The following is a 12,016-nucleotide window of genomic DNA, read 5'->3' as shown; positions in this document are numbered from 1 at the left end:
GCACACCGCTTGCAATACCTTCTTCGTGTAGCAGAACCATTACCGAATTCTGACCGGAGGGGATCTATGAAGCTGGTGACCGTGATAATCAAACCATTCAAGCTGGAAGACGTTCGTGAAGCGTTATCTTCCATTGGTATTCAGGGCCTGACCGTCACCGAAGTGAAAGGTTTCGGGCGTCAGAAGGGCCATGCTGAGCTGTACAGGGGCGCGGAATACAGCGTCAATTTCCTGCCAAAAGTAAAAATTGATGTGGCGATTGCTGATGATCAACTCGATGAAGTGATCGATATCGTCAGTAAGGCGGCTTACACCGGAAAAATTGGCGATGGCAAAATCTTCGTCGCTGAATTGCAACGCGTCATTCGTATTCGTACCGGCGAAGCCGACGAAGCGGCGCTGTAATCTCTGGCACACAGCAACAGGAACGAAAAATGAAGATAGCGACGATAAAAACTGGGCTTGCTTCACTGGCGATGCTGCCGGGACTGGTAATGGCTGCACCTGCGGTAGCCGATAAAGCCGACAATGCGTTTATGATGATTTGTACTGCGCTGGTGCTGTTTATGACTATTCCTGGGATTGCCCTGTTTTACGGCGGGTTGATTCGCGGCAAAAACGTGCTGTCGATGCTAACGCAGGTGACCGTGACGTTTGCACTGGTCTGTATTCTCTGGGTGGTTTACGGTTACTCGCTGGCGTTTGGTGAGGGCAACAACTTCTTCGGCAACATTAACTGGTTGATGCTGAAAAACATCGAACTGACGGCGGTGATGGGCAGCATTTATCAGTATATCCACGTGGCGTTTCAGGGATCGTTTGCCTGCATTACCGTAGGCTTGATAGTCGGGGCGCTGGCGGAACGAATCCGTTTCTCAGCTGTGTTGATTTTCGTGGTGGTATGGCTGACGCTCTCTTACATTCCGATTGCGCATATGGTCTGGGGCGGCGGTTTGCTGGCTTCTCATGGTGCGCTGGATTTCGCGGGTGGCACGGTGGTGCACATTAACGCCGCAATCGCCGGTCTGGTGGGCGCATATCTGATAGGTAAACGCGTGGGCTTTGGCAAAGAGGCGTTTAAACCGCACAATCTGCCGATGGTCTTCACCGGAACTGCCATTCTCTATATCGGTTGGTTTGGCTTTAACGCCGGGTCAGCGGGTACGGCGAATGAAATCGCAGCACTGGCATTTGTGAATACTGTGGTGGCAACGGCGGCGGCGATTCTTGGCTGGATCTTCGGTGAATGGGCGCTGCGTGGTAAGCCTTCACTGCTGGGGGCGTGTTCTGGCGCGATTGCCGGTCTGGTCGGCGTGACGCCAGCCTGTGGCTACATTGGGGTTGGCGGCGCGTTGATTATCGGCGTGGTAGCGGGTCTGGCGGGCTTGTGGGGCGTTACTATGCTCAAACGCCTGTTGCGGGTCGATGATCCCTGCGATGTCTTCGGTGTGCACGGCGTTTGTGGCATTGTCGGCTGTATCATGACCGGGATTTTTGCCGCCAGCTCGCTGGGCGGCGTGGGCTTCGCTGAAGGTGTGACGATGGGCCATCAGTTGCTGGTACAGCTGGAAAGCATCGCCATTACGATCGTCTGGTCCGGTGTGGTGGCATTTATCGGCTACAAACTGGCGGATCTGACGGTTGGCCTGCGTGTGCCGGAAGAACAGGAGCGAGAAGGACTGGACGTCAACAGCCACGGCGAAAATGCCTATAACGCGTAACAAGCAATCAAATGCAATTTCGCCTGATGCGCTGCGCTTATCAGGCCTACAATAAAAATCACAATTTGTTGAATTTACGATAATTGGTGGGCCGGATAAGGCGTTTACGCCGCATCCGGCATCAACAAAAGTACGTTACCAACTATCTGGCAGCCGGACGGTTTTCACCTCCGGCTGTTTTTTTAATTGTGATTACGCATTACCCCTTCCTGAACGGTCGAGGCAACCAGCACGCCGTCCTGGGTATAAAACTCACCGCGCACAAAGCCGCGTGCGCTGGACGCTGACGTGCTCTCCACGCTATACAGCAGCCATTCGTTTAAATTAAATGGTCGATGGAACCACATGGAATGGTCAATGGTGGCTATCTGAATCCCCGGTTCGAGAAAACCGATGCCGTGCGGCTGTAGAGCTACCGGCAGGAAGTTAAGATCAGAAGCGTACCCCAGCAGATACTGATGAACGCGCAGATCATCCGGCACGCTACCATTTGCGCGGATCCACACCTGACGATGCGGCGCGGCGACGTGACCTTTCAGTGGGTTATGAAATTCCACCGGACGCACTTCCAGCGGACGATCGCAGATGAATTTATCTTTCAGCACTGGCGGCAGCAGGTGCGCCAGCGACTGGGCGATCTGTGTTTCCGAGGGCAAACCATCAGGCGCTGGGGCCGGAGGCATCTCTTTTTGATGTTCGAATCCAACTTCTGGCGCCTGGAAAGACGCTGTCATATAAAAAATGGGTTTGCCGTTCTGAATCGCTGCCACACGGCGAGCACTGAAACTGTTGCCGTCGCGCAGTGTTTCGACATCATAAATAATCGGCTTCTTGCTATCACCAGGGCGAAGAAAGTAGCTGTGGAATGAATGTACCAGACGCTCTTCGGGTACTGTCTCCTTTGCGGCATACAGGGCCTGACCCACGACCTGGCCGCCAAACACCTGGCGTAAACCTAAATCTTCACTCTGGCCGCGAAAGAGTCCTTCCTCAATTTTTTCCAGATTCAACAATGTCAGTAAATTTTTTAAGGCCTGACTCATATTAACTCTCCAGTAACAAAGCTGCCGCAGCAAGCCAAAGTGAGTTGAGTATAACGCAATTTTGTCACTGGTCCGATGGGTGCAATGGTCTGAATTACGGGCTAAATGCAGGCGTAAATACGTGATTTGTGCCACACTTATTGTCGTTACGATTTTGTTAACCACTCTTCCGGCGAGGAAAGTTAGCCCGCTGGTGCATTGATAATAAGGAGAAGTGAATGAAACTCGTGCACATGGTCAGTGGTTTAGCGGTTGCGATTGCGTTGGCGGCTTGCGCTGAGAAAAGCGCGGATATCCAGACGCCAGCACCTGCTGCAAATACCTCTATTGCGGCGACACAACAACCTGCTATACAGCAACCTAATGTCTCCGGTACGGTCTGGATCCGTCAGAAAGTCGCACTGCCTCCCGATGCTGTGCTGACCGTGACACTTTCTGACGCGTCGTTAGCCGATGCGCCGTCTAAAGTACTGGCGCAAAAAGCGGTGCGTACCGAAGGTAAACAGTCGCCATTCAGCTTTGTTCTGCCATTTAACCCGGCAGATGTTCAGCCGAACGCGCGTATTCTGTTAAGTGCGGCGATTACCGTAAATGACAAATTGGTGTTTATTACCGATACCGTTCAGCCGGTGATCAACCAGGGCGGAACTAAAGCCGACCTGACATTGGTGCCGGTACAGCAAACCGCCGTGCCGGTTCAGGCCAGCGGTGGCGCAACGACCACCGTACCTTCGACTTCACCAACCCAGGTGAATCCGTCTTCGGCAGTTCCAGCTCCAACGCAATATTAAGCGAAGTTAACCCTCTCCGCCCGGAGAGGGTTAGTAGTTCCAGCGATAACGCTGTAAGTCGATTTGTCCGTTTCCCGATACCATCACGCCTTCTGCCAGTAATGCCTGCCGCTGACGCTGTAAATCTGGTCCGGTTAATGAGATTGTGCCGTGGCGGTTAACCACCCGATGCCAGGGCAAAGTGCTGCCTTCGGGCAGGCGCTTTAACACACCGCCCACCTGGCGCGCGGCACGGGGCGATCCTGCCAGTTTCGCGACATCGCCGTAAGTAGTGACATACCCTTCGGGAATAGCGGCTACGATTTGCCACACGCGTTGGGGAAATGAATCTTCTTTTTCCATCTTTTCTTCCTGAGGTAATTTTTCAGCATAATCTGGAAAAACGTCCGAGTGAAGCCGCATTGCGCAAGAAACCAGCATCCGGCACGCAATGGGTTGCAATTAGCCGGGGCAGCAGTGATAATGCGCCTGCGCGTTGGTTCTCAACGCTCTCAATGGGGGCTCTGTTGGTTCTCCCGCAACGCTACTCTGTTTACCAGGTCAGGTCCGGAAGGAAGCAGCCAAGGCAGATGACGCGTGTGCCGGGATGTAGCTGGCAGGGCCCCCACCCATTTCTGCCTCCCCACCGTTTCGTCAAAAAATCCCAATATGGCTAAACTTTAATCACGACTGATGCCGCAAGAATTTTCTGGCTGCGCAGTACGCTTCGGAGGTATGTCTGATGAAGTATGTTGATGGTTTTGTGGTTGCCGTTCCTACCGACAAAAAGGATGCCTATCGTGAAATGGCCGCAAAGGCCGCGCCGCTGTTTAAAGAGTTTGGCGCCCTGCGCATTGTTGAATGCTGGGCCAGCGATGTACCGAATGGCAAAGTGACCGATTTTCGTATGGCGGTCAAAGCGGAAGAGAATGAGGAAGTGGTTTTTAGCTGGATTGAATACCCTTCAAAAGAGGTCCGCGACGCTGCCAATCAGAAGATGATGTCGGACCCACGGATGAAAGAGTTCGGCGAGTCCATGCCGTTTGATGGTAAACGAATGATCTACGGTGGGTTCGAGTCAATCATCGACGAGTAGCGTGACGGGCTGTGCGGCGTGCCGCCAGCCCCAAAATTCACAGATGGTGTTCTGCCCAGCGTAAAAACTCTTCTTTCGGTAATGCTTTGCTGTACAACCACCCTTGGCCGTAATGTACGCCATGCTGGCGTAGCCACTCTTCCTGTTTGCTGGTTTCGATCCCTTCCGCCACCATTTTAAGTTTCAGTGTTTTTGCCATTTCGATGATATGCGGTGTGACATTTTTATATTCCAGCGCATCAACGAAGGATTTATCGATCTTCAGAATATCGACATCCAGATCCTGCAAATAACTTAAGCTCGAATAACCGGTACCAAAATCATCAAGATAAATTTCATGACCAACCTGTCGATATCGGGAGATTACCGGGGCGCTGATTTTTGGATCGGCAAACTCGCGTTCAGTGAGTTCAAGAGCGATCTGTCTGGGATTTACCTGGTAGTGATTGATCATTTCACGCAGTAATTGCGGGATTTTTTCCGAGGTGAGCACGGTGGATTCAAGATTGATCGAAATATGTTGCTGCGGATGCTGACGCAGCCAGTCGCCCATATCTTCAAAGACCGTTTTGATAATAAGCAGAGTCAGAGATTCTGACAGGCCCGTTTGTTGCGCCAGCGGGATAAAACTATCCGGTGACAACCAGCTACCGTCTGTCTGCGGCCAGCGCGCCAGCGCTTCGGCTCCGACAATCTTTCCATTCGATAAGGAGATAATAGGCTGATAGTGCACGCAAATATCGCGGTTTTCGATAGCATCCTGCAGGCGATGATGCGGTGACTGGATACGGCGTAAAATCCGCAAGACGAACATTGCCGCCAGTAGGCCAATTAACAATCCGACAGGCAACCAGATAAAGACCTGCCGATACCAATCTTTTTGTAACGTTTTTGTCGAAGCCCAGGTGATTATGGAAATGTTCATCGCGGGGAGAGGCAGGATATCGTAAATGATTCCATTCTTTTCGATGTGTTCACCCGGTGTTTTTTGCAGCTGGGTAATAATTCCCTGGGCTATTTCGTCACTGCTGGTAATGATAATGTTATGCGCATTGCCAATAATCGCGGCATCAATTTGCCACGAGCTATAAGGAATCACATCTATAAATGAGGCGGGGTCAATCATCACTATGTAATGTGCAGTTCCCATAGCGACCATGTAACGGGTAATACCTAAATCGTTGTGCGAGGTTAACCATACCCGATAACCATCGTTCGATATTTTACCTGGCTCGGGGAAGGTATCTGGCGGACTTTCATGTTCCAGAGAAGAGCACTGAGGAACGTTGTTATCGACATAGACCACTTCCTGAATATAGCGATAACTATAAGATACCCGGCGCATTTCCATTAGATGAGCCTCGCTACAGGCTGCGCCTTGCCATTTTTCCAGTTTTTGTAGTGCATCTTTCCCTTGCGACGCCACTTTGTTGGCGCGAATAGCGACGCGGGATGAGTAGGTATGTAACTCCTCAACAAATGACGTTTCTACCTGTTGATGAGCCAGCCAGATGCTTAAGCCCACTGGCAGAAGTACGGAAAGGATCAGTACTCCTGAAATTAGGCTGACCAGATGTCGTGTTCTCACCAGCATGTCCTTATTTACGCAGTGTAGGGAAAGTATATCCGATAGCGAATAACGGCATGCAAAAGATAAGTGATGCGGGGGAGTTTCGTTAAATGCGTTGTGGCAACGATTGTTGTCAATTCACCAGGCGCGGAGGTTTACGCCTGGTGAGGGTGATACAACTTATGGTGTCGCTTCGGTGCGGGCGAGAGTGAAAATATCGTAAAAGGACAACTCACCTTTACGAGCGATCATTTTCTGCAACTGTTCTTTGTGGATGTTCGCGACACGCGGCGAGTTCAGAATAGCGTCGACCAATGCAGTTGGAACAAAGCGTGTATTGTACCATTCGCCGTTGTAGCAAACCCGGAAATCCAGAACGTCGATATCTTCGTAATGGTAACGCGGATAAACGTCAAAAAAGAAGAAACCGTTAAGCAGGATGAACAATACCACCAGGAGCCAGACTGAACCAACCAGCGTTTCAGACTGTAACATCACAGCCAGAGTGGCAAAAAAAGCGACATACATACCGATAAACAGCCCCGGATGTTTACGGATAAAACTGATACTAAAGCGAGGTTTATTATCGCGTTTTTCGTGTGCATTTAGTGCATCAATTGTTTCGGTCAGCAGGCGTTGTATTTCAGTCATCTTTTGCCTTTGTGGTATCTGCAACTTTTCAGGGAACACCCTATTTTAACGTGGGAATCATATGATGAAAGTAACAGATTAACCACAATTTTGCATAACAGTTGCAACTATGGTTACAGTTTTTTAATGACAGTGGCCGGGTTACCACCCACGACAACGTTAGCCGGAACATCTTTTGTGACGACGGCGCCAGAGGCCACCACGACGTTATCGCCAATGGTTACACCAGGGTTGATGACAGCACGTCCGCCAATCCAGACGTTATTACCGATAGTCACAGGTTTCCCCAGTTCAGCGCCACTATTACGGGCTACCGGGTCGACAGGGTGCGTTGCGGTATAAATGTGAACACCTGGTGCCAACATGCAATTATCACCGATACGAATTGGGCAGACATCGAGCATCACGCAATCGAAGTTGGCGTAAAATCCTTTGCCCAAAAAAATGTTATAGCCATAGTCGCAGCGAAAAGAGGGTTCAATATAAGCATCTGCTACCTGACCGAATAAATCGGTGAGAATTTTCTGGCGTAATGTTTGTTCTTCCGGTGCGGAATGATTGTATTGGTGAATAAGCTGACGAGCGCGCAGGCGATCGCGAGATAACTCCTCATCTGCCGAGCGATACAACTCACCAGCAATCATCTTTTCTTTTTCTGTGCTCATTACTGACCTCTCGTTGCTGAAAATGCGGCAACACGGTAATGCGAATAGTCAGTTAAGAGAACGTTCCCGTTTCCCGAGTGTGATGAATGTCACATGCAGTATGCTTTCATTGCGAATAATATAATAACGTTAATAAACAGTCGGTTACATTTTCGAATGTCTGCTATTTAATTACCGAATAAATTTCCATACAGAGGAGGGGATCTTGTCGTACAGTTTATTCATGGTCAATTCTGCGAGGCGGTGATCTGCGGCTGAGTAAAATACCGCCAGTTCATTATCTGATAATTCGTATTTATTTTTCTCGATAACACGCTCAAGCGTGTCAATTGTCTGGCAACGACGCAGACGCATCAAATAATCGGTTTTCGTTAAAGGTTTATCGGACATACTTCTACCCATGGTTGTAATAATTCTAACAAGATAAACTCGCAGGATTCTCTTTAGTGGCATTCACAAAACAACGGAACAGTCGGTTACCTGACTTCCGCCATTTCTGGAGATCCTGCATATTAATACCATAACTACTGAACAACATAAAGGTGTCGTCCAGATATTCATCTATCTGCTCAATGAGCTTATTGTCTTCATTATACTTAATTTTGTAATTAAGTGCGAAGGTTGCTATATGCTCAATGAGTTCATTAAGCTGCAGATTGATGGCCGAGGTAGGGTCGTTAACCCAACCATGGTTACTTTCTTCAAGGTTTGCAAGACAGTCATGATACAAGGTTTCGCAGAGAAATTTAAGCTGCGCGATATCATGTCTTTTTGGTGAGTATTCATCCATAACGCGTCCCCCTTCTTAGCGGTTGAACTAACGGACACCTTTTGGGATGGAAAACTTACAGACCTGGCCTTGCTCTCTCACTTGTTAGATTAACTATAAGCTACTCTTTGGCGGTTTTCATCGTATTATTACGAAAAATTACAATTAGGAGGAGGGGAGGGAAAAGACCCTCTTCCTCATTCCAGCGCCGACGACGTAATGGCTAAAGCACTTTGTCTGATGCTATTCATAACATAATGTAATCAGGATGTTTGAGAGTGATAAAATGGTCTGACGATTTGTCACACTAATACCCAGGATTACTCTGATTATGATGTAATTGACATGAACAAATAAAGAATTGCCGCAAATAATTAAGAATAGCCTCTAGATGCCTGGGGGTTATTAAATCTATCAGTACGACTTAATATAAATTAACTAACAATAAGTATTTTTTATGAATTTTATGCGGCGTTAAAACTAACTTACATTTGAAATCATTAACTATAAACATTTCAACATTAAGATTACGCGTATAAAAAAGGCCGCTTGCGCGGCCTTAGTGATTACGACGTTAATCAGTGATGATCGACTGTATGGTTATGTTCGATATCTTCATTTTTGCGGCTAAAGCGGCGGCGAACCACCACGAAGAACACCGGAACGAAGAAGATCGCCAGTACCGTTGCGGTCACCATCCCGCCCATTACACCAGTACCTACTGCGTTCTGCGCGCCGGAACCAGCACCGGTGCTGATAACCAGCGGCATAACACCGAGGATAAATGCCAGTGAAGTCATCAGGATTGGGCGTAAACGCATCCGCACCGCATCCAGAGTTGCTTCAATCAGACCTTTACCTTCTTTATCCATCAAGTCTTTGGCGAATTCGACGATAAGTATCGCGTTCTTCGCCGACAACCCAATGGTTGTGAGCAGGCCCACCTGGAAGTAAACGTCGTTGGTCAGGCCGCGGAAGGTGGCTGCCAGCAACGCACCGATAACCCCCAGCGGAACGACCAGCATAACGGAGAACGGAATCGACCAGCTCTCGTACAATGCCGCCAGACACAGGAACACGACAATCAACGAAATCGCATACAGCGACGGCGCCTGGTTGCCGGAGAGACGTTCCTGATAGGACATCCCCGTCCAGTCGTAGCCAACACCGGTAGGCAGTTTGCTCGCCAGTTGTTCCATCAGCGCCATTGCTTCACCGGTACTCTTACCTGGTGCCGCCTGGCCTAAGATCTCCATGGATGGCAGGCCGTTGTAACGTTCCAGACGCGGCGAACCGTACTCCCAACGCGAAGAGGAGAATGCCGAGAACGGCACCATCTGGCCATCAGCAGCACGCACATACCAGTTACCGATATCTTCCGGCAGCATGCGGTATTTTGCTTCTGACATGACGTAAACTTTCTTCACACGACCGCGGTCGATAAAGTCGTTCACGTAGCTGCCGCCCCATGCAGCGCCCAGGGTAGTGTTAATATCGTTAATAGAAACACCCAGAGCCTGAGCTTTCTCCTGGTCGATATCAATCTTGAACTGCGGAGTATCTTCCAGACCGTTCGGACGCACGCTGGTCAACAGATCAGGATGTTTCGCCGCTTCGCCCAGCAGCTGGTTACGCGCTTGAGTCAGTTTTTCGTGACCGAGGCCAGCCTGGTCAATCAGCTCAAAGTCGAAGCCGGTTGCCGTACCCAGTTCCACAATCGCAGGCAGGTTAAAGGCGAAGACCATCGCATCTTTAATTTGCGAGAAGGCGCGCGTCGCACGCATGGTAATCGCTTCAACTTTGTTTTCATCACCCGGACGGTCAGCCCAGTCCTTCAACGAAACGAACGCAATACCAGTGTTCTGACCACGTCCCGCAAAGCCGAAGCCGTTAACGGCGAATACCGACTCAACGTTGTTCTTCTCTTTGGTCAGATAGTAATCCGTCACCTCATTGAGCACTTTCTGCGTACGTTCCTGCGTCGCACCCGCTGGCAGTTGGACCATGGTCATAAATACACCCTGGTCTTCATCTGGCAAGAAGGAACTTGGCAGACGTACAAACAGATAAGCCATGCCGACCACAATGATCAGATACAGCACCAGATAACGCCCCGTACTGCGCAGAATGCCGCCTACGCTGTCGGTGTAGTGGTGCGTGCTCTTCTCGAACATGCGGTTAAACCAGCCGAAGAAGCCTTTTTTGCCTTCGCCGTGATCGCCTTTAGCGATAGGTTTCAGCATAGTGGCACAAAGTGCCGGAGTCAGGATCAACGCCACCAGCACTGACAGCGCCATTGCCGAAACAATGGTAATGGAGAACTGACGATAGATTGCACCAGTAGAGCCGCCGAAGAAGGCCATCGGGATAAATACCGCCGACAGCACCATCGCGATACCCACCAGTGCGCCCTGAATCTGCCCCATCGACTTACGTGTGGCTTCTTTCGGCGGCAGACCTTCTTCCGCCATCACACGCTCAACGTTTTCTACCACGACGATGGCGTCATCCACCAACAGGCCGATGGCGAGCACCATCCCGAACATCGTTAGCGTGTTTATCGAGAAGCCAAAGGCGGCAAGGACGGCAAAGGTCCCCAGCAATACCACCGGTACGGCAATGGTCGGAATCAACGTCGCGCGGAAGTTCTGCAGGAACAGATACATAACCAGGAACACGAGGATGATCGCTTCGACCAGCGTTTTAACCACTTCGTGAATAGAGATTTTCACGAACGGCGTCGTGTCGTACGGATAAACGATTTTCAGACCTGACGGGAAGAATGGCTCCATCTTCGCCAGTTCAGCACGGATTGCCGCAGCAGTTTCCAGCGCGTTCGCACCGGTTGCCAGCTTGATACCCAGACCAGAAGCCGGTTGTCCGTTAAATTCCGCGATGATGTCGTAGTTCTCACCACCCAGCTCAATCTTCGCCACATCACGCAGCAGCACGCGGGAACCATCCTGATTCACTTTCAGCAGAATTTTGCCGAACTCTTCAGTAGAGGTCAGACGCGTCTGAGCAATAATAGAGGCGTTAAGCTGCTGGCCTTTCACCGGCGGTGTACCGCCGAGCTGACCGGCTGCGACCTGGGCGTTCTGTGCTTTGATAGCGGTAATGACATCAACCGGCGTTAGCTGGTATTTGTTCAACTCATTCGGGTTCATCCAGATACGCATCGCGTACTGTGAACCGAACAGCTGAACGTCACCAACGCCCGACGTACGGCTAATGGCATCTTTCATATTTGCCGCTACGTAGTCAGAGATATCTTCCTGCGTCATGGTGCCGTCAGTGTTGATAACGCCGACAACCATCAGGAAGCTACTGGAAGATTTCTCAACGCTCACCCCTTGCTGCTGTACTTCTTGCGGCAGCAACGGCATCGCCAGCTGCAGTTTGTTCTGCACCTGAACCTGCGCGATATCCGCATCAGTACCAGACTCAAAGGTCAGGGTGATCTGCACAGTACCTGTGGAGTCACTGTTAGAGGACATATACATCAGGTTATCGATACCGTTCATATTCTGTTCGATAACCTGTGTCACCGTGTCCTGCACTGTTTTCGCATCAGCGCCGGGGTAGGAGGCGGAGATCGTGACCGCCGGCGGTGCAATCGTAGGATATTGCGCCACCGGCAGTTTGAGGATCGCCAGCCCCCCTGCCAACATGATAATGATGGCGATCACCCACGCAAAAATCGGGCGATCGATAAAGAAATTAGGCATGTC

At 50.2% G+C, this 12,016-nt stretch carries 12 protein-coding genes and 1 other RNA gene; 5 read left to right on the top strand and 8 right to left on the bottom strand.

What is annotated here, in order from left to right:
* Positions 1-66: 66 nt before the first annotated feature.
* Positions 67-405: a P-II family nitrogen regulator gene (glnK, locus tag D9597_RS15200; RefSeq protein WP_000780338.1), complete on the top strand. Its 339-nt coding sequence runs from the start codon at positions 67-69 to the stop codon at positions 403-405.
* A 29-nt stretch (positions 406-434) separates the two neighbouring features.
* Complete coding sequence (gene amtB / locus D9597_RS15195) at positions 435-1,721, top strand: ammonium transporter AmtB (protein WP_000685029.1); 1,287 nt, start codon at positions 435-437, stop codon at positions 1,719-1,721.
* 182 nt (positions 1,722-1,903) lie between these two features.
* Here the strand turns inward: amtB and tesB are convergent, their stop codons facing one another.
* A complete protein-coding gene (tesB, locus tag D9597_RS15190; RefSeq protein WP_130223207.1) occupies positions 1,904-2,764 on the bottom strand; it encodes an acyl-CoA thioesterase II in 861 nt (286 codons plus the stop codon).
* A 218-nt stretch (positions 2,765-2,982) separates the two neighbouring features.
* On the opposite strand from tesB, the gene D9597_RS15185 reads away from it, so the two are divergent.
* Positions 2,983-3,555 (top strand): YbaY family lipoprotein, encoded by a 573-nt coding sequence (locus D9597_RS15185; RefSeq protein ID WP_130223205.1) that lies wholly within the window; start codon positions 2,983-2,985, stop codon positions 3,553-3,555.
* Between the two features lie 30 nt (positions 3,556-3,585).
* Here the strand turns inward: D9597_RS15185 and D9597_RS15180 are convergent, their stop codons facing one another.
* The gene (locus D9597_RS15180; RefSeq protein WP_130215477.1) at positions 3,586-3,897 is read right to left on the bottom strand and encodes an MGMT family protein; all 312 of its coding nucleotides are present in this window, start codon (positions 3,895-3,897) and stop codon (positions 3,586-3,588) included.
* 162 nt (positions 3,898-4,059) lie between these two features.
* Between D9597_RS15180 and ffs the strand changes: the two genes are divergently transcribed.
* An RNA gene (ffs, locus tag D9597_RS15175) (signal recognition particle sRNA small type) lies at positions 4,060-4,156 on the top strand.
* A 120-nt stretch (positions 4,157-4,276) separates the two neighbouring features.
* Positions 4,277-4,630: a DUF1428 domain-containing protein gene (locus tag D9597_RS15170; protein WP_130223203.1), complete on the top strand. Its 354-nt coding sequence runs from the start codon at positions 4,277-4,279 to the stop codon at positions 4,628-4,630.
* Between the two features lie 37 nt (positions 4,631-4,667).
* On the opposite strand, the gene D9597_RS15165 is transcribed toward D9597_RS15170, so the two are convergent.
* The 6 genes from D9597_RS15165 to acrB all read right to left on the bottom strand — a co-directional run bounded on the left by D9597_RS15165 (position 4,668) and on the right by acrB (position 12,013).
* Positions 4,668-6,218 (bottom strand): EAL domain-containing protein, encoded by a 1,551-nt coding sequence (locus D9597_RS15165; protein WP_130223201.1) that lies wholly within the window; start codon positions 6,216-6,218, stop codon positions 4,668-4,670.
* A gap of 162 nt (positions 6,219-6,380) precedes the next feature.
* Positions 6,381-6,851, bottom strand: coding sequence for a YlaC family protein (locus D9597_RS15160; RefSeq protein ID WP_130206287.1), 471 nt, complete (start codon positions 6,849-6,851; stop codon positions 6,381-6,383).
* A gap of 113 nt (positions 6,852-6,964) precedes the next feature.
* Positions 6,965-7,516 carry a maltose O-acetyltransferase gene (gene maa / locus D9597_RS15155; RefSeq protein WP_130206289.1) on the bottom strand — a complete coding sequence of 184 codons (552 nt, stop codon included), beginning with the start codon at positions 7,514-7,516 and terminating at the stop codon, positions 6,965-6,967.
* Positions 7,517-7,687: 171 nt separating this feature from the next.
* The gene (locus D9597_RS15150) at positions 7,688-7,906 is read right to left on the bottom strand and encodes an HHA domain-containing protein (protein ID WP_001280991.1); all 219 of its coding nucleotides are present in this window, start codon (positions 7,904-7,906) and stop codon (positions 7,688-7,690) included.
* Between the two features lie 25 nt (positions 7,907-7,931).
* A complete protein-coding gene (gene tomB / locus D9597_RS15145; protein ID WP_000344800.1) occupies positions 7,932-8,306 on the bottom strand; it encodes an Hha toxicity modulator TomB in 375 nt (124 codons plus the stop codon).
* 557 nt (positions 8,307-8,863) lie between these two features.
* A complete protein-coding gene (acrB, locus tag D9597_RS15140; RefSeq protein ID WP_130223199.1) occupies positions 8,864-12,013 on the bottom strand; it encodes an efflux RND transporter permease AcrB in 3,150 nt (1,049 codons plus the stop codon).
* Positions 12,014-12,016: the final 3 nt, after the last annotated feature.

It is taken from the genome of Escherichia sp. E13S3 (assembly GCF_004212325.1).
Classification (GTDB): Bacteria; Pseudomonadota; Gammaproteobacteria; order Enterobacterales; family Enterobacteriaceae; genus Escherichia.
The sequence above is the reverse complement of the archived record's forward strand: the minus strand, read 5'-3'. Positions and strand labels throughout refer to the sequence as shown.

Bases quoted from the DNA above. Each gene is read 5' to 3' on its own strand.
- D9597_RS15170 (WP_130223203.1), top strand. From the start codon at position 4,277: ATGAAGTATGTTGATGGTTTTGTGGTTGCCGTTCCTACCGACAAAAAG.
- D9597_RS15160 (WP_130206287.1), bottom strand. From the start codon at position 6,851: ATGACTGAAATACAACGCCTGCTGACCGAAACAATTGATGCACTAAAT.
- glnK (WP_000780338.1), top strand. From the start codon at position 67: ATGAAGCTGGTGACCGTGATAATCAAACCATTCAAGCTGGAAGACGTT.
- acrB (WP_130223199.1), bottom strand. From the start codon at position 12,013: ATGCCTAATTTCTTTATCGATCGCCCGATTTTTGCGTGGGTGATCGCC.
- D9597_RS15185 (WP_130223205.1), top strand. From the start codon at position 2,983: ATGAAACTCGTGCACATGGTCAGTGGTTTAGCGGTTGCGATTGCGTTG.
- amtB (WP_000685029.1), top strand. From the start codon at position 435: ATGAAGATAGCGACGATAAAAACTGGGCTTGCTTCACTGGCGATGCTG.
- D9597_RS15150 (WP_001280991.1), bottom strand. From the start codon at position 7,906: ATGTCCGATAAACCTTTAACGAAAACCGATTATTTGATGCGTCTGCGT.
- D9597_RS15180 (WP_130215477.1), bottom strand. From the start codon at position 3,897: ATGGAAAAAGAAGATTCATTTCCCCAACGCGTGTGGCAAATCGTAGCC.
- maa (WP_130206289.1), bottom strand. From the start codon at position 7,516: ATGAGCACAGAAAAAGAAAAGATGATTGCTGGTGAGTTGTATCGCTCG.
- tomB (WP_000344800.1), bottom strand. From the start codon at position 8,306: ATGGATGAATACTCACCAAAAAGACATGATATCGCGCAGCTTAAATTT.
- tesB (WP_130223207.1), bottom strand. From the start codon at position 2,764: ATGAGTCAGGCCTTAAAAAATTTACTGACATTGTTGAATCTGGAAAAA.